Source organism: Methanosphaerula subterraneus (assembly GCF_052055875.1).
GTDB classification, from domain to species: domain Archaea; phylum Halobacteriota; class Methanomicrobia; order Methanomicrobiales; family Methanospirillaceae; genus Methanosphaerula; species Methanosphaerula subterraneus.
The window spans coordinates 2,144,736-2,162,523 of sequence record NZ_CP170508.1 but is presented as its reverse complement, the minus strand read 5'-3'; the positions used below and the strand labels follow the sequence as shown (position 1 = coordinate 2,162,523).

Here is a 17,788-nt window from a genome sequence, read left to right as displayed (position 1 = left end):
TTTTTGCGAAGGATTTAGGTCAAGTGGAACATACCTGCCACCCGGGTTCTTCCATCCGTTCCCTTCTCCGGAGCGTGTGAACACACAACTCCCCCGGTCGACCCCATGCAAAAATGCGCCTTCGAGAAAGCCGAAGCCCGGGCCGGCTGCAATCAAAAGATCGGATTTATCCGTCTCCGGGCTTCATTAGAACGATATGAATGTGAATATGAAAGTTATGCTCTGCGCGAGCGTCCTAATTCTGGCAGTGCTGATCTGCGGATGCACAACCGCCCCCCAGGGGAGTAACGGTGCAGTGGCCGATACACCCAATCTGCTTGGGAACTGGACCGGTACGATGAATGCATACGAAAATGGGGTGGGATATAACGATTATGCCGGCTTCAACATGACCATGAAGGTCACCGAACAGAAAGGCCGGATCTTTTCGGGTGAGTTCCTCTTCACGAACCAGACCGGAATTCTGTCGTCCAACAAATGCGCCGGCGTGATCGGCCGTGACGGCAAGACCCTGACCATGGTCGAGGACGGTGGCGGACATTCTTCAGGCTCCCTTGTTACCACGGGTGAGATTGAACTCATCTACTCGGATGGGAGCGAGCCCTTCGAAATCGCGATCGATTCGCTGAAGAAAGTTTGAGCACACCTCCCCTTTTTTTATCCATTCTGGGACACAACAGTCGCCCGGGTAGGGAACCGCAAGCCGGCGCAATCAAAAGATCGGGCTTATCCCTTTTCAGGCAATATCTGAACGATATGAACGTTACCATGAAGATGAAAGCCGTGATCTGTGCGAGCATGCTCCTCCTCGCAGTGCTGATCTCTGGATGTACAACCGTCTCTCAGGAGAATACGGGTGCGGTTGCCGATACGCCCAGCCTGCTCGGGAACTGGAGCGGTACGATCACTGGGTACATGGAAGGGGAGGGGTACAACGCCTATTCCGGGAATACCATGACCATGAGGATCACTGAACAGAATGGCCGGATCTTTTCGGGGGAGTTCGTCTTCACGAACCAGACCGGAGTCTGGAAGACCACCACCGGTGCCGGGGCGATCGGCCGCGATGGCAGGACACTGACCCTGGTCCAGAACGAGGGAGGGTATTCCACCGGCACCCTTGTCGCTCCGGATGAGATCGAGTTCATCTACTCGAATGGGGACAAGCCCTTCGCCATCACGGTCGATTCACTGAAGAAGCGCTGAGCGAGGCTCTCCTCTTCTTTAGGTACATCAGGATCATGCCTGATGAGTGGGCGGAGACCCGGACAGGGGGATATGGGGTTCATCACACCAGATGATCCCTCCATCGTCCCATTTTTGTGATTACGCAGGTCCGGAAACCCGATTCACCGGCGGATACCAGAGGATCCGACAGGTGCGGCGCCCACCGCCGGCAGGTATACCAGATTCCCGCAGCCTGGTGGGGACGAGCGGATAGATCAGGCCGGCTGTACTCAAAAGATCGGGTTTATCCCTCTTCGGGCATCATCAAAACGATATGAACGTGAACATGAAAGCCGTGTTCTGTGCAGGTATGCTCCTCCTCGCCGTGCTGATCTCCGGATGCACAACCGTCTCTCAGGAGAGCACTACTGCGGTCGCTGATCCGCCCAGCCTCCTCGGGAACTGGAGTGGGACTATCAATGGGTACACCGAAGGGGAAGGGTACAACAACGCTACCGGCAGCATCATGACCATGCAGGTCACCGAACAGAAAGGCCGGGTCTTTTCGGGAAACTTCATCTTCACGAACCAGACCGGGGTCTGGAAGAACGTCACCTGTGCCGGAGCGATCGGTCGTGACGGAACGTCCATCTCCATGATCCAGCACGGGGGTGGGTACTCTTCCGGCTCACTCGTCGCTCCGGGTGAGATCGAGTTCATCTACGCGGATGGTGCCGAGCCCTTCCAGATCGTGATCGATTCGCTGAAGAAGGTTTGAGCGACGAATCCCCCCTTTTCTTCTCGACACGCATCCTCTTATAATGGGAAGCGATAACCGGTAGTGTGGATTCACTCACCCACGCCCTGACAGCCGCCGTCCTTGCGTACGTCCTCGGTATCCCGGAGTTGATGCCGTTTCTGGTGCTCGGTGCGGTGATCATCGACGCGGACATCCTCTTCTCCCGGGTCTCGGACAGCAATCCCCGGTTGTACCTCTTCACCCACGGGGGGATGGCCCACAGCATCGGAGGGGCTGTCGGCATGGCGGTGCTGGCATGGGCCGGCATCACGCTCGCGACCCTGGCCGGGATGATCGTCCTTCCTGCGCCGGCCGGCCCCGTCGCGTTCGCCGCCGTCCTGGGCGGTACGTTCCTGCATATCGGGCTCGACTGGCTCGCCTGCCCGGGGATCCCGCTCTTCGCGCCGGTCTCGGATACAAAGTACACCGCCGGCCTCCTCCCCGGGCCGAGCGTCCTCCTCGCAGCGACCAGCCTCCTCTTCCTGCTCTGGATGGGGCTGGGCGTGATCGGTTTTCCAACCATGATCCTCCCCTACGTGGCGATCATCTGCGCATTCCTGGCCGTCCGCCTCGCGGCGTTCGGGATCGCCCGGCCGAAGGTGGATGGTGACGGGCGGGCAGTGCCGTCCGCCAACCCCTTCCGGTGGCTGATGATCGGTGAGACGCCGGATGCATGGACGGTGAGGAAGTACCGGCTCGGGAGAGGGATGGAGGAGCCGGCAATCGTTCCGAAGTACCGGAACACGACGGCGGAGGCGGTCGCACCGTACCTTTCACTCGCGGAGTTCAGGCGGGTCCGGTACCACTCGTACATCACGACGGTTGCGCAGGAGGGGGCCGGCCTGATCGTCACCGATCCGCTGCGAAAGGGCGGGTATATCTTCTATCCCCCGTACTTCGCCGAGGTCCGGATTCCAGTAGAGGAGGGTGGCTCATCGGGTGCCGGCAGCGGGGACGGAGTAAAGGGCAAGGGGGAGAAGGGATAGGTTATGAGAATGTATCTTCACATCCACTTCTTACCGCCTCGAGTCACTCTCGAAGAGTGTGGATTGAGTTATTCGCCGCTCACTCATATCAGTCCCTCTTTGTGAGTGCATATCTCTCATTGCGAGCACGCTCGTATTTCTCTCACCTCGCTCGATTCTTCTACTCAGTCCAGATGTAATGGGTCCCGCGGCCAACGCCGCTTGACTGAAACTCGGGATGTTGCTTTTTATGGCAGTGAGAAGCCGACCGACCTGATGCAGACTGATTTGACAGAGTGCTGCGGCATCAGATCTGGTGATCCGTCCATTTCGCCGGACGTACTCAATTACCATCTGCTCCTGCTGGATCAGGGCAAATCCACGGGTACGGATATCTCGGCCTCCATGTGGAACCGCTTATACCCGTTAACGGTGTCCCGTCTCCGACTGAATCCACAGATCAGGTGATCTCATTATTGGCATTTTCAAGAGTGACAGGTGACAGGCAGTGACACCTATTCTGTATACGTTCTCCACGAGAGTACCCCTGAGAAAGGTATCTGAAACAGGTGTCATCACCTGTCACCTGTCACCAGATGATCAGAGGGGAATCTGGTAACTCGCATCCCCTGACTCAAGTTCTTTTTCAAAACCTGCCAGTTCTCTGGAATTTTTGAGCCTGATCCCGACAGAGTACTCCCCGTATATGCCTCGTTTCTCCTCGAAATTGTGCTCACGAAGTGCCTGGTAGAAGTCTTTTGGCTGGAGTATCTCTTCGGAGTATTCTCTACACCATGCGGCGTACTCACTATGGAGCTCGGTTCTCAGGCATCGCTACTCCCATCCCGTGATACACCGCTCCGGGATGAATCCCCTGAGAATATCCTGATGTGCCCGGTATGCGTTGGTACTGGCCACCAGCTCGGGGGGTTTGGCGAGTGTGCCGGCTGCATAGTATCTCCGGAGACCTGCGAGCATCCAGTTCAGGATGCCACTCCCCTCCCCACCAGTCCAGGAAAAAGGGATCCCGCCAGGTCCTCGTCCCCGGGATCACCAGCTGCCGGGAGCAGGAGTGCGTATGTATCAATTTTCCCGGCGAATTTTCAGCTCAGCAACGGTGACATCCGGGTTCCGGTACCGCAGCCATTTCTCCGTCTTCGCTCCTGCCTGGATGGCCTGCACCGGGCAGAGATGGATGCACCCGCAGCAGAGCTCGCAGTGGTGTCTCCAGACCGGCTTCCCCTCGACCAGTTCGATATTTTCTGCCGGGCAGACCGCCGCACAGATACCGCAGGACGTACATCGGTCGGTGACGATGAACTTCCGGTCTTCTGTATGGACCCGGGAGACGAACCAGGTATAGATCAGGGGATGGACCAGCCGTTCGGAGAGCGAACTGGGGAACTCCTGCTTCCGAGATTGCCTGACGGTGTCTGCAATCCGTGCGATCTCGCTGTCTGCCGCGGCAAGTACGGCGTCCCGTTCTTCGCCGGCAGGCGGCTCGTACATCAGGATGTAATTGCCCGGCATCTTCACCCTGAACCCCGCATCGAGCCCGCGGGAGAGGCGTCTCCTGAAGATTCCGTCAAGCTGCCTGAGGGTCGATCCTGCCCCCAGCCCCCCACCGAACGTTACGACGGCGAAGAGATAGCCAGAGCCGGCGAGACGGAGGCGCCCTGCAAACGCGGCCACCATCGCCGGGAGTCCGGAAAAATAGACCGGGCATACGATGCCGACACGCTCCGCGGAGGGGATGACGTCACCAGGAGTCTCCATAAGCGATCCGATCGGCACCAGCTCGCAGTCCTCCAGTACCGCGGCGATCTTCTTTGCAGCGGCGAGCGAGTTGCCGGTGCCGGTGAAATAATAGATGATGGTCTTCATGGTCCTCCTTCATGCAGCGAGAAGAGCGATCAACCCTGCCGTATCGTAGTCCATCTATCGATCTCCTGATATAAGCACGTTCGGGAACTTCATTCCCAACCATGAATCTGCCGATCCCGCCGGCCCGCGGCGAGATCTTCTCCAGGGGATCGGCAGGTGCCGGCGGTCACCGCCTCACGAGAGCGGGGCGATCAGCTGCTCGTCGTCCTCGGTCGGGCTGTTCACCCGGGGCGAGACCGGATAGGCCTCCATCGCTTCAGCGGGATAAGGCCCGAGGATCGCCTGCACCTCGTCCGGTGCCGGCGGTGTGGGGGCCAGCCAGCGTCCCTCGTCCTCCGGCCTGAGGATCACCGGCATGCGGTTGTGAATCGGGCTGACGAGGTTGTTGGCCTCTGTCGTGATGATCGTGTAGGTCGGGAATGCCCCGCCGTCGGCCCCGTGCCAGACATCGTAGAGGCCGGCGAACGCAAAGACGGGCGACTCCTTCAAGCGGATGTAGTAGGGTTGTTTTCGAGCGCCGGCCCGCTTCCATTCGTAAAACCCGCTCGCCGGGATCAGGCAGCGGTGCTGCTTCAGCAGCCCGCGAAAGAGCGGCTTCTCGGCCAGCGTCTCGGCCCGGGCATTGATGGGACGATGGGAGCCCTGCAGGTCCTTCGCCCAGTGCGGGAGAAGCCCCCACGCCATCATGACCATCCGGACATCCCCGTCCTCCACGATCACCGGCATCGTCTGGGACGGCGCGACATTGAAATGGGACCGGCCGCCCAGGTCCGTCAGGTAGACCCTGAACCGGGTGCCGAGGTCGTCAGTCCATACGAGAGAGTACCGGCCGCACATGACAACCACTCATCTCGCTCTGGAAGATAATAACCTGTGCCCTGATCCGTCGAACGCCGGGGATGATGGAACGGGTACCCGTTCCATAGAGAGAACTCCGGAGAAGCGGTCTGCGGTCAACGCAGACCTCAGGTACCTTGGTCGACGGCTCGCATGCTCGCGAACCGATCGAGGAGGCGGCGACGTGATCGCGAGCCCGTCCGGGTTCGCCGGGTATCGATACAGTCCGGAGACCGTCCCAGGCATCGAGAAGAGAGAGAGGACACGGCGAATGACCAAAAAAATGGAGTATTCCAGAAAGGAGCCTGATCGAATCCCCTTCGTGAGGTGATGGAGGATCATGGTGACCTTGCACTGGCAGGCGTGTTCAGGGCCGGGGCGCCGGCCTGGTTCAGCATGTGGGCCCCGAACTCCCGGTTGCGGCAGGAGGTGCTGACCGGGTCCGGCCGGAATGGCTGCCTCCGCCGGTATCAGAACCGGCTCTTTCCTTTAGACAGGTTCCGCGCCAGAATCGAGATCGCCTTCCACCGTTTTCTCTCGTACCGGACAAGCCCGATCTCCGTTTTTTCCACTTCGAATGTCTGCTCTTTTGTCAGCCGGAGATAGTTGTCGAGACGTTCCTGCGTAAGATCCCCCTGCATGACCGCTTCGCGAACCGCACAGCCCGGCTCCTGCTCATGGCGGCAGTCCGAGAACCGGCAACCCTCCGCCAGTCTCCCGATATCGACAAATGTCTCGCTGATGCCGGAACCGGCAGTCCCGATCCCGACTTCCCTCAAACCGGGATTATCGATAACGAGTGCACCGTTTTGCAGGATGAAGAGCTGGCGGACCGTGGTCTTATGGCGCCCTCTCCCATCAGATTCCCGGACCGGGTTGGTATCCTGCACGGTCTGTTCCAGCAATGCATTGATGAGTGTTGATTTTCCTACACCGGAAGACCCGATCAGTGCCACGGTGATACCGGGCAGGAGATACGCTTCAAGCAGTGAGAGGCCGGCACGGGTCAGGGCGCTGAGGGTGATGACCGGGACGCCCGCGGTCACCGGTGAGATCGTCTCTGCGAGCAGGTCAGGAGTGTCGGCCAGATCGGCTTTATTGATGATGATGACCGGGTGCGCTCCGGATGCATGAACGAGCGCGAGATACCGTTCAAGACGTCGGGCATTCAAATCACGGCCGGCTGCAGTCACAATAAAAACCGTGTCGATATTTGCAGCAATGACCTGATCCACACCATCTTTACCGGGAACGCCGCGGGTAAAGGTCGTCTTCCTCGGCAGGATATCCACGATCGTCGAAACCCCGGCTTCAGGCCGGCTGTGGAGGGCGACAAAATCGCCCACCACCGGGATATGACCGGCGCGGCGCAGTGCCCCCGAGATCCCGGCGTTGAGCGTACCTCCTTCAATGAAGACCTCATAGTGGGTTCGTTGACGGCATGCCACCCTTCCGGGAATGTACCGGCCGGAGTAGCGTGTAAATGCCGAAGCTAGATCCCTGTTCCAGCCAAGGGCTTCAAGAGGAGGAGTATCATTCGGCCCGCAAAAAAATCTAGCGTTGTTCATGATATGCACTAAACAACAGTGTAACCCTCCGATGTTTCAAGAGCATTGCGGTCGGAACGGGGTACCGTCGCCGAATCACTCGATCGTTCATACGTGTATCCCCACCTGCACAGCAACCGTGACTGACCTCTCGTGTTCAACTATCGTGTTGAGCGCATCATTTCTGACCAATCGGATACGAATATCTGATTGAGATGAAGTAAAAAAGGAATACAGAACGACTCTGACTTCGCATCCTGATGCGAGGGAAGGGATTCGAACCCTTGAACTCCTTCGAGACTGGACCCTAAATCCAGCGCCGTTGACCAGGCTTGACTACCCTCGCACTGGTTCTGTATATACTCATCCGGAATCGTTATTATCCTTATCACCGTCCGGGCCGGCCCCGAACTCCTCGATCGCGATCTTGTAGGCCGCGACCAGCAGCGCCATCAGCAGCGGGCCGAGCACGAACCCGATCGCCCCCATCACCGCGATCCCCCCGAAGAATCCGATGAACAGGATCGCGGCGTGGACCTGCACCTTCTGCCCCATCAGCAGCGGCCGCATCACCACGTCCGGAATCGCTGCGATCGGGTAGCCGATGAAGATCACCAGCAGGATCCCGCGGATGTCCCCGAGGGCGAGCGCGTACCCCCCGACAAAGAGGAGGACCACCGTCTGCCCAAGGAACGGGACCAGCTGGAAGACCCCGCAGAGGAGCGAGAAGAAGAGGACGTGCTCGTACCCGAGCACCATGAAGAACGGGATCGAGATGAAGAAGGTGACGACCGCGATCGCCAGGTGGACGACGTAGACCGAGTACATCGTGTCGACGGCCATCTCTGAGAAACGGGAGGCGACCCGCCGACCCCGGGCCGGGATGTTGCGGAGGATCTCGAGCCAGAGCCGCTCGCCCTGTTCGAGGAAGAGGTACAGCGCCAGGAAGAAGATCACGACGTCCATCAGCAGGCCCGGGACCTGCTCGACCCAGGAACGGAGGGAGGTGGTGAACTGCGCGATCAGATCGTTCACCTCGGAGGTGACCTGGGCTGCGTCGACCGGGATCCCCAGCGGGATGGACCCCCCCTGGGCGGTCACCACCCAGTTCAGGATCGTCTGGACCACCAGCTGGATGAAGCCGCTGTTCTCGATGAGCACGGCCACCGTGGCCGCCGTACAGACGGTCAGCACGAGCCCGACACAGGCCGTGACCAGGACGGCAGAGAACGAGGGGCGCATGTACCGCAGAAACCAACGGTGGAGCGGCATTGAAACCATGGCGACCGAGAGGGCGAAGAGGACGATCCCGAGCAGCGGGAAGAACGCGACCGTGGTCAGCACCAGGATCCCTGCGATCACCAGCACAATCAGCCACTGCTCAATCCGGTCCCGCTGCATCAAAGCCCACCACGCACTGATATACCATCGGGGAGGAGACAGATAATACCATTGGAACGGGGGCGGATGACCGGCAGGTTTATCTTATCCAGTACAGAAAGATACATCCATGTGTGGTGAATGTTTTTTCGCCGGTGACTGTTTTTATCTCAGCTAGCCGTGCACAGAATCACCAGACAGGCAAGAACACCAACAGCTCCTGCCAGCATCAACCTGCGATCGACCGTCTTTCTGGTATGCTTTCCTTCAGAGCGGACGCGTTCTATCGCTTTTATCAGTTTTGAACTCCCTGTCCAGCGTGCTGCACAGGGGGCGAGGTGTTGTATTATGAGAGGTAAACAGATCCGTCTTGAACGTATAATGAACCGCCAGACCAGAAGAACGATCATCGTCCCGATGGACCACGGCGTCAGCAACGGCCCGATCGCAGGTCTCACCAACCTGGACCTGGCCGTGAACCAGGTGGCGACCGGAGGAGCGAACGCCGTCCTCGGCCACATCGGCCTGGCCCTCTACGGCCACCGGATGAGCGGCCCGGACATCGGGCTGATCCTCCATCTCTCGGCCTCGACCTCCATCGGGCCGGACCCCAACGACAAGGTGCTCGTCAACACCGTCACCAACGCGTTGAAGATGGGAGCCGACGCCGTCTCGATGCACGTGAACATCGGGGCCGACTCTGAAGCCAGGATGCTCGAGGACCTCGGCAGGGTTGCCATCCAGTGCATGGAGTGGGGGATGCCCCTCCTCGCGATGATGTACCCGCGGGGGAGAAATATCGTCGACGAGCACGACGTCGAGCATGTGAAGCTGGCCGCCAGGGTGGCCGCCGAGCTGGGGGCCGACATCGTGAAGACCGTCTACACCGGCGACCCTGACTCGTTCCGGGAGGTGACCGGCGGATGTCCGGTGCCGGTGGTGGTGGCCGGCGGGGCGAAGAGCGACGACCTGACCACCCTGCAGCTGATCGAGGGAGCGATGGAGGGCGGGGCGATGGGGATCTCGATCGGGCGGAACGCGTTCCAGCACAAATCGCCGACCCTCTTCGTCCAGGCAGCGGCCGCGATCGTCCACGAGGGCCGGACCGCCACTGAAGCAATGGAGATCATCGGAGAGCGATTATGATTGGAAAGGAGATCAGGATGGAGCGGATCCTCGACCGGAACACCGGCCGGGCCGTCATCGTCCCGATGGATCACGGGTTCTCAATGGGGCAGATCGAAGGGCTGTTGAACATGACCGAGACGATCTCGCAGGTCAGCGACGGCGGGGCCAATGCGATCATCCTCCACAAGGGGATCGTCAAGACCGGCCACCGCCGGCACGGCCGCGACATCGGGCTGATCGTCCACCTCTCGGCCTCGACCTCGCTGAATCCCGACCCCAACGACAAGGTGCTGGTCTGCACCGTCGAGGAGGCGATCGCCCTCGGAGCCGATGGTGTCTCGATCCATATCAACCTCGGGGCGCCGAACGAGTCGAAGATGCTCGAAGCGGCCGGGGAGATCTCCCGGGACTGCACCCGGTGGGGGATGCCGCTGCTGATCATGATCTACGCCCGCGGCCAGGGGGTCGACGGGTCCAGCCCGGCTTCGGTCGGCCACTGCGTCAGGGTCGCCGAGGAACTCGGCGCCGACCTGATCAAGACCACCTACACCGGCGACCCGGTCTCGTTCGCACGGATCGTCAAGGCCTGCTCGGTGCCGGTGCTGATCGCCGGCGGGGAGAAGGCCGGCGACCTCGAGACCCTGGAGACGATCCGGGACTCGGTCGCAGCCGGGGGTGCCGGGGTCTGTGCTGGGCGGAACGCCTTCCAGCGGGAGCAGCCCCGCGAGTTCGTCCATGCGATCTGCAGCGTGGTCCACCGGCAGGTCTCGCCGAAGGAAGCCCTGGAGCAGCCATGAAACAGCTCTGGGTGGACCTCTCCTGCTGGAACAAGGACCTCGCGACGGCGGCCCTGGAGGCCGGCGTGGATGCGATCATCGTCGACGAGGCAGCGAAGGTGAAGGTGCTGGCGAAGGTGACGACGATCGCCCCTGACGGGGACCTGGTCCCCGGGAAGGACGTCTCGATGGTCACGATCAAGGACAAGGCCAGCGAGGAGGAATGCCTGGAGAAGGCGAAGCTCGGACCGGTCGTCGTCTCCACGAAGGACTGGACCGTCATCCCGCTCGAGAACCTGGTCGCCCAGTCGGACCGGATCTATGCGGCGGTCGGCAGCGCCGAGGAGGCCCGGCTGGCCCTGACGATCCTCGAGCAGGGGGTCGCCGGCGTGGTGCTGACGACCACCGACCCCGGGGTGATCAGGACGGTCGCGGCGATGGTCCGGGGGGCCGGCGCGAAGGTGCCGCTCGTCCCGTTCACGCTGACAGCCGTCAGGCAGCTGGGGATGGGCGACCGGGTCTGCATCGACACCTGCTCGATCCTGGCCGACGGGGAGGGGATGCTGGTCGGGAACACCTCGTCAGCCTTCTTCCTCGTCCATGCCGAGACGATCGAGAACCCGTACGTGGCCCCGCGGCCGTTCCGGGTCAACGCCGGCGCCGTCCACGCCTACGTGCTCACCCCCGGGAACCGGACCGCCTACCTGGCCGACCTGCGGGCCGGCGACCTGGTGACGGTCGCGGCCGCCGACGGCGGGACCGAGGAGGTGATCATCGGCAGGCTGAAGATCGAGAAGCGGCCGCTGCTGCTCGTCGAAGGGGAGGCCGGCGGCGTGAAGGCCGGCCTGGTGTTGCAGAACGCCGAGACGATCCGGCTCGTGGGGCTGGACGGGAAGGCCCGGTCGGTCGTCGACCTCAAGCCCGGCGACCAGGTGCTCGGGATGGTCGCCGAGGGCGGCCGCCACTTCGGGTACGCGGTGAAGGAGCAGATCTGTGAGCAGTGAAGGAGAAGGGAAGGAGACGACGGTCGGGATCATCGGTGGGACCGGCCAGATGGGCTCCTTCTTTGCCGGGGTCTTCCGCAGGGCCGGCTGGAAGGTCGCGGCCAGGGGACGGAAGAGCGACCAGCCGCTCGACCGGTTCCTGGACCCCTGCGACATCGTGATGATCGTCGTGCCGATCCGGGCGACGATCGGGGTGATCGAGGAGGTGGCGCCGCTGCTGCGGGCCGATCAGCTCCTCTGCGACCTGACCTCGCTGAAGACCGGGCCGGTCAGGGCGATGGTCCGGTCGAAGGCCGGCGTCGTCGGCCTCCACCCGATGTTCGGCCCCGGCGTCGAGACCCTGCAGGGGCAGACGATCGTCGTGACCCCGGCCACTGCCCCTGAGGAGCGGTACGGACCGATGGTCCGGGTCTTCACGGCTGATGGCGCCCGGATCACGGTCACGACCCCTGAGCACCACGACCGGATGATGGCGATCGTCCAGGGGCTGACCCATTTCATGACCCTCTGCATGGCCGACACGATGCGGCGGCAGCGGATCGAGATCGAGGAGGTGCTCACCTACACGAGCCCGATCTACCGGATCCAGCTCGGGCTGATCGGCAGGCTCCTCTCGCAGGACGCCGGCCTCTACGGGGACATGCTCCAGATGAACCCGGCCGTCGGGCCGGTGCTGGCCGACTGCGAAGAGGCGGTCCAGAGCCTCCGGGCGTCGGTGCAGAGCGGGGATCCCGACCGGTTCTCCCGGTTCTTCCTGGAGAACGCCGAAAAGTACAGTATCTACGGCCCCCAGGCGACCGCCGAGACCGATCACCTGATCCAGTGCCTGGTGGCGCGATGACGCTGCTGGCCCTCGGTCCGGAGGGGACCTTCAGCCACCACGTGGCCGGCAGGCTCGCAAGAGAGGATGAGGAGATCCGGCTCATGCCGACGATCACCGGGATCTTCGCCGCCGTCGAGGCCGGCGAGGGGGACGGGGTCGTGCCGATCGAGAACAGCGAGGCAGGCGGGGTCGGGCCGACCCTGGACGGGCTGCAGCAGCACCGGGTGGTGATCACCGGCGAGGCCTACCTGCCGGTCGTCCACTGCCTGGCGGCCGCTGAACCACCCCACCCCGGGATGGTGATCTATGCCCACCAGCAGACCCACGAGCAGTGCTCCATCTTCATCGAGGCTGAAGGGCTGACGGTGGTCCAGACGAGCAGCAACGCGGCCAGCGCCGTCGCGATGGAGCAGCACCCCGGCACCGGGGCGATCGTCTCGTCGCAGCTCGCATCCCTGTACCACCTGCCGATCGTCGCGACCGGGGTTCAGAACAGCGCCTCGAACACCACCCGGTTCGTCAGGATCGGCCGGCGGGAAGAGAGAGGGAACGGCCCCGCGGCCGGCGCAGCGAAGTGCAGCATCCTGGTCGACCCGCACGAGAACCGGGCCGGGCTTCTGTACGACCTGCTCGGGGTCTTTGCGGCCAGGGGGATCACCCTGACACGGATCGAATCGAGGCCGTCCAAGCGGGGGATCGGCACCTACGTCTTCTTCATCGACCTGGTTCTCTCAACGGGGTGGGAGGATGCGATCCGGGAACTGAAAGCGATGACCTCGGTCAAGGAGTTCGGGTGCTACCCGCTGCTGGAGGTGGCCTGATGGAACAGAGACTCAAGCAGCACGGGCCGGTGGACCTGGTCTTCACCGCCCCGCCCTCCAAGTCCTTCACCCACCGGGCCCTGATCGCGGCGGCCCTGGCCGAAGGGGAGTCGTTGATTCGAGACCCCCTGATGGCGGAGGATACCCTGCTGACCGTCGAGGGGCTCCGAACCCTCGGGGCAAGGATCACCGGCACCGGTTCGGGCTGCCTGGTGCAGGGGACCGGCGGCCGGCCCGACTGCGCTGAAGGGACCGTCCTGGATCTGAAGAACTCAGGGACGAGCCTCCGGCTGCTCTCGTCGATCGCCCTCCTCTGCACCGGCACCTCGGGGGTCACGCTGACCGGCTCCGCCCGGATGCAGCAGCGGCCGATTGGAGAACTCGGCGACGCGATCCGCTCGCTCGGCGGCTCGGTCAGGTACCTGGCCGCAGACGGCTACCCGCCCTGCAGGGTGCAGGGGCCGCTCGTCGGCGGCGAGGCGACCCTCGACGGATCTATCAGCAGCCAGTTCATCTCGTCCCTGCTGCTGGCCGCCCCGTACGCCGTCCGTCCGGTGGACCTGACGGTCGCCCGGCAGCCGGTCTCCCGGTCGTACCTGGAGATCACCTGTGCGGTGATGGCCGCGTTCGGTGTCCGGGTCCGTCGGGAGGGGTACACCCACTTCACCGTCCAGCCGGCCCGGTACCAGGGGCGGGAGTACACGGTGGAGGGGGATTACTCCTCGGCCTCGTACTTCTTCGCCCTGGCCGCCGCCCTCGGTGGAAAGGTCACGGTCAGGAACCTGGCCCTTAACTCGGTGCAGGGCGACCGGCACTTCGTTTCGGCGCTTGAAATGATGGGCTGCCAGGTCACCGGGGAGGCCGGCGGCGTCACCGTCGAGCGGACCGGTCCCCTCCATGGGATCTCCATCGACATGACCACGGCCCCTGACACGGTCCAGACCCTGGCGGTGGTGGCCGCCCTGGCCGACTCCCCGACCACCATCACCGGCATCGGCCACCTCCAGTACAAGGAGAGCGACCGGGTGGCCGTGACCGCCGGGACCCTGAGAGCCCTCGGCTGCAGGGTCGAGGTCGAGACCGACGCGATCACCATCCACCCCGGACCCCTCCATGGCGGGGTGGTGGACCCGCACGACGACCACCGGACGGCGATGGCCTTCGCCGTCCTCGGGCTGGCCGTCGGGGACGTCACGATCAAGGACCCGGCCTGTGTCGGCAAGTCGTTCCCGGGCTTCTGGGACGCCCTGGCCGCAGGAGGATTACTATGAGGATCGTACTGACCGGCCTTCGGGGCACCGGCAAGACCCTGGTCGGGGCGGCCCTCGCCGACCTCTACCACCTCCCCCTGATCGACACCGACGAACGGATCGAGCAGGAGGCGGGCATGGCGATCCCGGAGATCTTCGCCGCCGAAGGGGAGGAGGGGTTCCGGAGGCGTGAAGAGCAGGTGGTCGCCGGACTGCCGGCCGGCCAGGCGGTGATCAGCACCGGCGGCGGGGTCCTCCTCAGCCAGCGGAACCTGGTCGCCCTCAGGCGAGGGTCCAGAATGGTGCTGCTGACCGCCGATCTCGAGACGATGTACCGGCGGACCTGCACCTCCGACCGCCCGCCCCTGACCGGGAAACCGCTCGTGGACGAGATCCGGACGGTGGCGGCGGCCAGGCGGGACCTGTACCGGGCGGCGGCCGATATCTGCGTTGACACCACCGGCAAGGAGCCGGGGACAGTGGCGCTGGAAGTCCGGGCGCTGCTCAACGAGACCTGGAGGACCGAGCCCCGGGCGGGTGCCCTCTCGTTCCTCCTCCAGGCCAACCCGGCCGAACGGGAGCGGGAGGCGCTCGCCGCAGACCTGAAGAGCGATCCGGAACTCGGCCTCTGCGGGATCGCCGGCTTCCCAGCCTCCCACTCGATCAGTCCGCAGATGTATGCGGCTCTCTTCGCCCGGTTCAACCTGGACTACCGCTACACCCGGATCGAGTGGCCCTCGATCGCAGAGATCGTCGGGGCCTTCCGGGCCGGCAGGCTCCGGGGCCTCTCGGTGACGATCCCGTTCAAGGAGCAGGTGATCCCCCTGCTCGATACGGTCGACCCGGACGCAACGGCGATCGGGGCTGTCAACACCGTGGTCAGGTGCGGGGACGACCTCGCCGGGTTCAACACCGACTGGCTCGGGGTCAGCGCACCCCTGCAGCAGCACCGGGGAGAGAAGGCCGTGCTGATAGGGGCCGGCGGGGCGGCGGCCGCGGCCGCGTACGCCCTGAAGCATCTCGGGATGGACCTGACGATCCTGAACCGGACCGAAGAGCGGGGGAGAGCCCTTGCAGACCGGTGCGGGTGCAGCACCGCGCCCCTCTCCGTGTTCAGGGATCTCGCGCCGGAGGTCGTCGTCCACGCCACCCCGGTCGGGATGCATCCGGACACCGGGACCCTGCTGACCAGGGCTGACCTGGACGAGGGGATGACCGTCTTCGACCTGGTCTACACCCCGAGGATGACCCCTCTGCTGGTGGAGGCTGAGGCGGCCGGGGCCCGGGTCATCCCGGGGACGGAGATGTTCGTTCACCAGGCCTGCGCCCAGTTCGAGCACTTCACCGGGATCCGGGTCAGTCCGGACCTGGTCAGGGAGGTGATCGAATGAACACCCATGGCAGGAACTTCCGGGTCACCACCTTCGGGGAGAGCCACGGCCCGGCCGTCGGAGCGGTGATCGACGGTTGCCCGCCGCGGCTGCCGCTCTCTGAAGCGGACATCCAGCCGATGCTCGACCGGAGGAGGCCGGGGAAGAGCCCGCTCGAGTCCCCCCGGCAGGAGCTGGACCGGGTCGAGATCCTCTCCGGAGTCTTTGAGGGGCAGACCACCGGCACCCCGATAGCCCTGATGGTCAGGAATGAGGGGATGCAGTCGAAGGACTACGAGCAACTCAGGTCGGTCTACCGCCCCGGGCATGCGGATCGGGCCTATGAGGAGAAGTACGGGATCCGCGACCACCGGGGCGGCGGCCGGTCTTCAGGCCGGGAGACCCTCGCCCGGGTGGCTGCCGGAGCGGTGGCCGTCAAGGTGCTGGCCGGCTACGGGGTCAACATCAGAGGGGAGATCCTCTCGGTCCACGGCGTGACCGGGGAAGAGGCGATCAGAGAAGAGATCCTCGGTGCCCGGGCCGCCGGCGACTCGGTCGGCGGGATCGTCGGGATCACGGCCACCGGCTGCCAGAAAGGGCTCGGCGACCCGGTCTTCGGCCGGCTCGATGCCGGTATTGCAGCCGCGATGATGGGGATCGGGGCGGTGAAGGGGGTGGAGATCGGCGAAGGGTTCGACGCCGCCGGACTCTTCGGCTCTGAGAACAACGACCAGATCGGCGGGGACGGCCGCTACTGCTCCAACCATGCCGGCGGGATCCTCGGCGGGATCTCCACCGGCGAACCGATCGTCGTTCGGATTGCGGTCAAGCCGACCCCCTCGATCAGCAAAGTACAGCAGACGATCGATCGGGACGGCCGGCCTGTCGAGATCAGCGTGCAGGGGCGGCACGACCCCTCGATCGTCCCCAGGATTGTGGTCGTCGCCGAGGCGATGCTCGCCCTGGTGCTGGTCGACGCCCTCCTCGAGCAGCAGAAGTACCGGGTCAGCTGAGCAGCGAGAGGATCGTCCTCATCTCGCCGACCGGGTACTGCCCGGCCGAGGCCGGGGTGGTGATATAACAGTAGACCAGCGTCGACCCGAAGAGGGGGAGGAGCCCCCGTCCGAACCGGCAGCGGTCCCCCATGATGCTGGTGCAGACCGGGGCGGTCCTGCTGCTGGTGAACTGGAGAAGAGTCAGCAGGTCGTCCCGGGTCCCGATGCCCGTAACGATCTTCGGGAGATCGCCGAAGGCCCGCAGCCGGGCTTCGATGGCGACCAGTTCTTCTGTTTTCAGGATCGCCGGCGTATGGAACGAAGCGATCACTTCGACACCGGCCGCCCTGACCGCCGGGGCGCAGGATGAGAACTGCTGCTCGATGTCCACGTACCGGGCCACCGGCAGGTACGGCGTGACCAGGGCGAGCCACTCCTCCGGCCCGCCGGTGAACTGCCCGCCCTCGCTGCTGCTCCTGACCGTGATGATCAGCGGAAGAGGTACTGCTCTGAGCAGGTCGGGGAGGCCCTGCAGGTCGCAGGTCGGGAAGAGGTCCAGCCTGACCTCGACGAGGTCGGCCCCCGAGGCCGCGGCCGGCGCCAGGTCCTCCTTCCTGGTGACCGAGACGACGATCGACGCCACCTACGAGTATCCCCGCAGCGTGGTGACCGGGCCGCCCTTCTGGTCCTTGGGCGGGTCGATCTGTCCGAACTTCTCCTCGTACTCCTGCATCGACTTGCCGAGCACGGCCAGCAGGCTCTTGGCATGCCGGGGGGAGATGGTGACGATCGCCTTCGCCCGGGCCTGGTTGGTGCCGGGGATCTGGTGGAGGAAGAGGAACGTGAACTCGTCCTCTTTGAAGGCGATCTGGATCATATTGCTGTAGACCGGATCGAGGTCCGGGGGCATGTTCACTGAGATCTCCTGCGAACTCATAGCATAGGGTATGACAGAACCGGGATTAAGGTCTGTCGACAGGGGGTGCTGAGGGGGATGATATCCCGGCATCTTATCGGGACATGGAGGACCCGGCCTCCTTCC

19 protein-coding genes and 1 tRNA gene are annotated in these 17,788 nt (G+C 63.6%); 13 read left to right on the top strand and 7 right to left on the bottom strand.

Going from position 1 to position 17,788, the window contains the following annotated elements; genetic code table 11:
* Window positions 1–208 precede the first annotated feature (208 nt).
* The 4 genes from ACFKSJ_RS10585 to ACFKSJ_RS10570 all read left to right on the top strand — a co-directional run bounded on the left by ACFKSJ_RS10585 (window position 209) and on the right by ACFKSJ_RS10570 (window position 2,952).
* Window positions 209–640: a hypothetical protein gene (locus ACFKSJ_RS10585; RefSeq protein WP_440949764.1), complete on the top strand. Its 432-nt coding sequence runs from the start codon at window positions 209–211 to the stop codon at window positions 638–640.
* Window positions 641–768: 128 nt separating this feature from the next.
* Window positions 769–1,206, top strand: a complete 438-nt coding sequence (locus ACFKSJ_RS10580; RefSeq protein ID WP_440949763.1) for a hypothetical protein — start codon at window positions 769–771, stop codon at window positions 1,204–1,206.
* A gap of 295 nt (window positions 1,207–1,501) precedes the next feature.
* Entirely contained in the window at window positions 1,502–1,945 is a 444-nt protein-coding gene (locus ACFKSJ_RS10575; RefSeq protein WP_440949762.1) for a hypothetical protein, read from the top strand.
* Between the two features lie 65 nt (window positions 1,946–2,010).
* Window positions 2,011–2,952: a metal-dependent hydrolase gene (locus ACFKSJ_RS10570; RefSeq protein WP_440949761.1), complete on the top strand. Its 942-nt coding sequence runs from the start codon at window positions 2,011–2,013 to the stop codon at window positions 2,950–2,952.
* Window positions 2,953–4,014: 1,062 nt separating this feature from the next.
* Here the strand turns inward: ACFKSJ_RS10570 and ACFKSJ_RS10565 are convergent.
* A complete protein-coding gene (locus tag ACFKSJ_RS10565) occupies window positions 4,015–4,815 on the bottom strand; it encodes an EFR1 family ferrodoxin (protein WP_440949760.1) in 801 nt (266 codons plus the stop codon).
* A gap of 174 nt (window positions 4,816–4,989) precedes the next feature.
* Window positions 4,990–5,652 (bottom strand): SOS response-associated peptidase, encoded by a 663-nt coding sequence (locus tag ACFKSJ_RS10560; RefSeq protein WP_440949759.1) that lies wholly within the window; start codon window positions 5,650–5,652, stop codon window positions 4,990–4,992.
* Here ACFKSJ_RS10560 and ACFKSJ_RS10555 point away from each other — a divergent pair.
* Window positions 5,651–5,983: a hypothetical protein gene (locus ACFKSJ_RS10555; protein WP_440949758.1), complete on the top strand. Its 333-nt coding sequence runs from the start codon at window positions 5,651–5,653 to the stop codon at window positions 5,981–5,983. The genes ACFKSJ_RS10560 and ACFKSJ_RS10555 overlap by 2 nt on opposite strands.
* A gap of 139 nt (window positions 5,984–6,122) precedes the next feature.
* Here the strand turns inward: ACFKSJ_RS10555 and rsgA are convergent, their stop codons facing one another.
* From rsgA to ACFKSJ_RS10540, 3 genes are all read right to left on the bottom strand, one after another.
* Window positions 6,123–7,220 (bottom strand): ribosome small subunit-dependent GTPase A, encoded by a 1,098-nt coding sequence (gene rsgA, locus ACFKSJ_RS10550; RefSeq protein WP_440949757.1) that lies wholly within the window; start codon window positions 7,218–7,220, stop codon window positions 6,123–6,125.
* A 240-nt stretch (window positions 7,221–7,460) separates the two neighbouring features.
* Window positions 7,461–7,545, bottom strand: a tRNA-Leu gene (locus ACFKSJ_RS10545).
* A gap of 17 nt (window positions 7,546–7,562) precedes the next feature.
* Window positions 7,563–8,600 carry an AI-2E family transporter gene (locus ACFKSJ_RS10540; RefSeq protein ID WP_440949756.1) on the bottom strand — a complete coding sequence of 346 codons (1,038 nt, stop codon included), beginning with the start codon at window positions 8,598–8,600 and terminating at the stop codon, window positions 7,563–7,565.
* Window positions 8,601–8,927: 327 nt separating this feature from the next.
* Here ACFKSJ_RS10540 and ACFKSJ_RS10535 point away from each other — a divergent pair, with 327 nt between their 5' ends.
* From ACFKSJ_RS10535 to ACFKSJ_RS10500, 8 genes are read left to right on the top strand one after another with little or no spacing between them, the layout of a single operon-like run.
* Window positions 8,928–9,725, top strand: coding sequence for a 2-amino-3,7-dideoxy-D-threo-hept-6-ulosonate synthase (locus ACFKSJ_RS10535; protein WP_440949755.1), 798 nt, complete (start codon window positions 8,928–8,930; stop codon window positions 9,723–9,725).
* Window positions 9,722–10,504 (top strand): 2-amino-3,7-dideoxy-D-threo-hept-6-ulosonate synthase, encoded by a 783-nt coding sequence (locus ACFKSJ_RS10530; protein WP_440949754.1) that lies wholly within the window; start codon window positions 9,722–9,724, stop codon window positions 10,502–10,504. The genes ACFKSJ_RS10535 and ACFKSJ_RS10530 overlap by 4 nt, the downstream gene beginning before the upstream one ends.
* Window positions 10,501–11,487: a 3-dehydroquinate synthase II gene (locus tag ACFKSJ_RS10525; RefSeq protein ID WP_440949753.1), complete on the top strand. Its 987-nt coding sequence runs from the start codon at window positions 10,501–10,503 to the stop codon at window positions 11,485–11,487. The genes ACFKSJ_RS10530 and ACFKSJ_RS10525 overlap by 4 nt, the downstream gene beginning before the upstream one ends.
* The gene (locus ACFKSJ_RS10520; RefSeq protein ID WP_440949752.1) at window positions 11,477–12,328 is read left to right on the top strand and encodes a prephenate dehydrogenase/arogenate dehydrogenase family protein; all 852 of its coding nucleotides are present in this window, start codon (window positions 11,477–11,479) and stop codon (window positions 12,326–12,328) included. The genes ACFKSJ_RS10525 and ACFKSJ_RS10520 overlap by 11 nt, the downstream gene beginning before the upstream one ends.
* Window positions 12,325–13,131: a prephenate dehydratase gene (locus ACFKSJ_RS10515; protein WP_440949751.1), complete on the top strand. Its 807-nt coding sequence runs from the start codon at window positions 12,325–12,327 to the stop codon at window positions 13,129–13,131. The genes ACFKSJ_RS10520 and ACFKSJ_RS10515 overlap by 4 nt, the downstream gene beginning before the upstream one ends.
* Window positions 13,131–14,402, top strand: coding sequence for a 3-phosphoshikimate 1-carboxyvinyltransferase (gene aroA, locus ACFKSJ_RS10510; RefSeq protein WP_440949750.1), 1,272 nt, complete (start codon window positions 13,131–13,133; stop codon window positions 14,400–14,402). The genes ACFKSJ_RS10515 and aroA overlap by 1 nt, the downstream gene beginning before the upstream one ends.
* Complete coding sequence (gene aroE / locus ACFKSJ_RS10505) at window positions 14,399–15,772, top strand: shikimate dehydrogenase (RefSeq protein WP_440949749.1); 1,374 nt, start codon at window positions 14,399–14,401, stop codon at window positions 15,770–15,772. Before aroA ends, aroE begins: the two co-directional genes overlap by 4 nt.
* Window positions 15,769–16,764, top strand: a complete 996-nt coding sequence (locus ACFKSJ_RS10500) for a chorismate synthase (RefSeq protein WP_440949748.1) — start codon at window positions 15,769–15,771, stop codon at window positions 16,762–16,764. The genes aroE and ACFKSJ_RS10500 overlap by 4 nt, the downstream gene beginning before the upstream one ends.
* Here ACFKSJ_RS10500 and ACFKSJ_RS10495 read toward each other — a convergent pair.
* Together ACFKSJ_RS10495 and ACFKSJ_RS10490 are read right to left on the bottom strand one after the other, a co-directional pair.
* The gene (locus ACFKSJ_RS10495; RefSeq protein WP_440949747.1) at window positions 16,757–17,389 is read right to left on the bottom strand and encodes a type I 3-dehydroquinate dehydratase; all 633 of its coding nucleotides are present in this window, start codon (window positions 17,387–17,389) and stop codon (window positions 16,757–16,759) included. The two genes, ACFKSJ_RS10500 and ACFKSJ_RS10495, sit on opposite strands and share 8 nt — an antisense overlap.
* Window positions 17,390–17,683 carry a DUF3467 domain-containing protein gene (locus ACFKSJ_RS10490; RefSeq protein WP_048146102.1) on the bottom strand — a complete coding sequence of 98 codons (294 nt, stop codon included), beginning with the start codon at window positions 17,681–17,683 and terminating at the stop codon, window positions 17,390–17,392.
* Window positions 17,684–17,788: the final 105 nt, after the last annotated feature.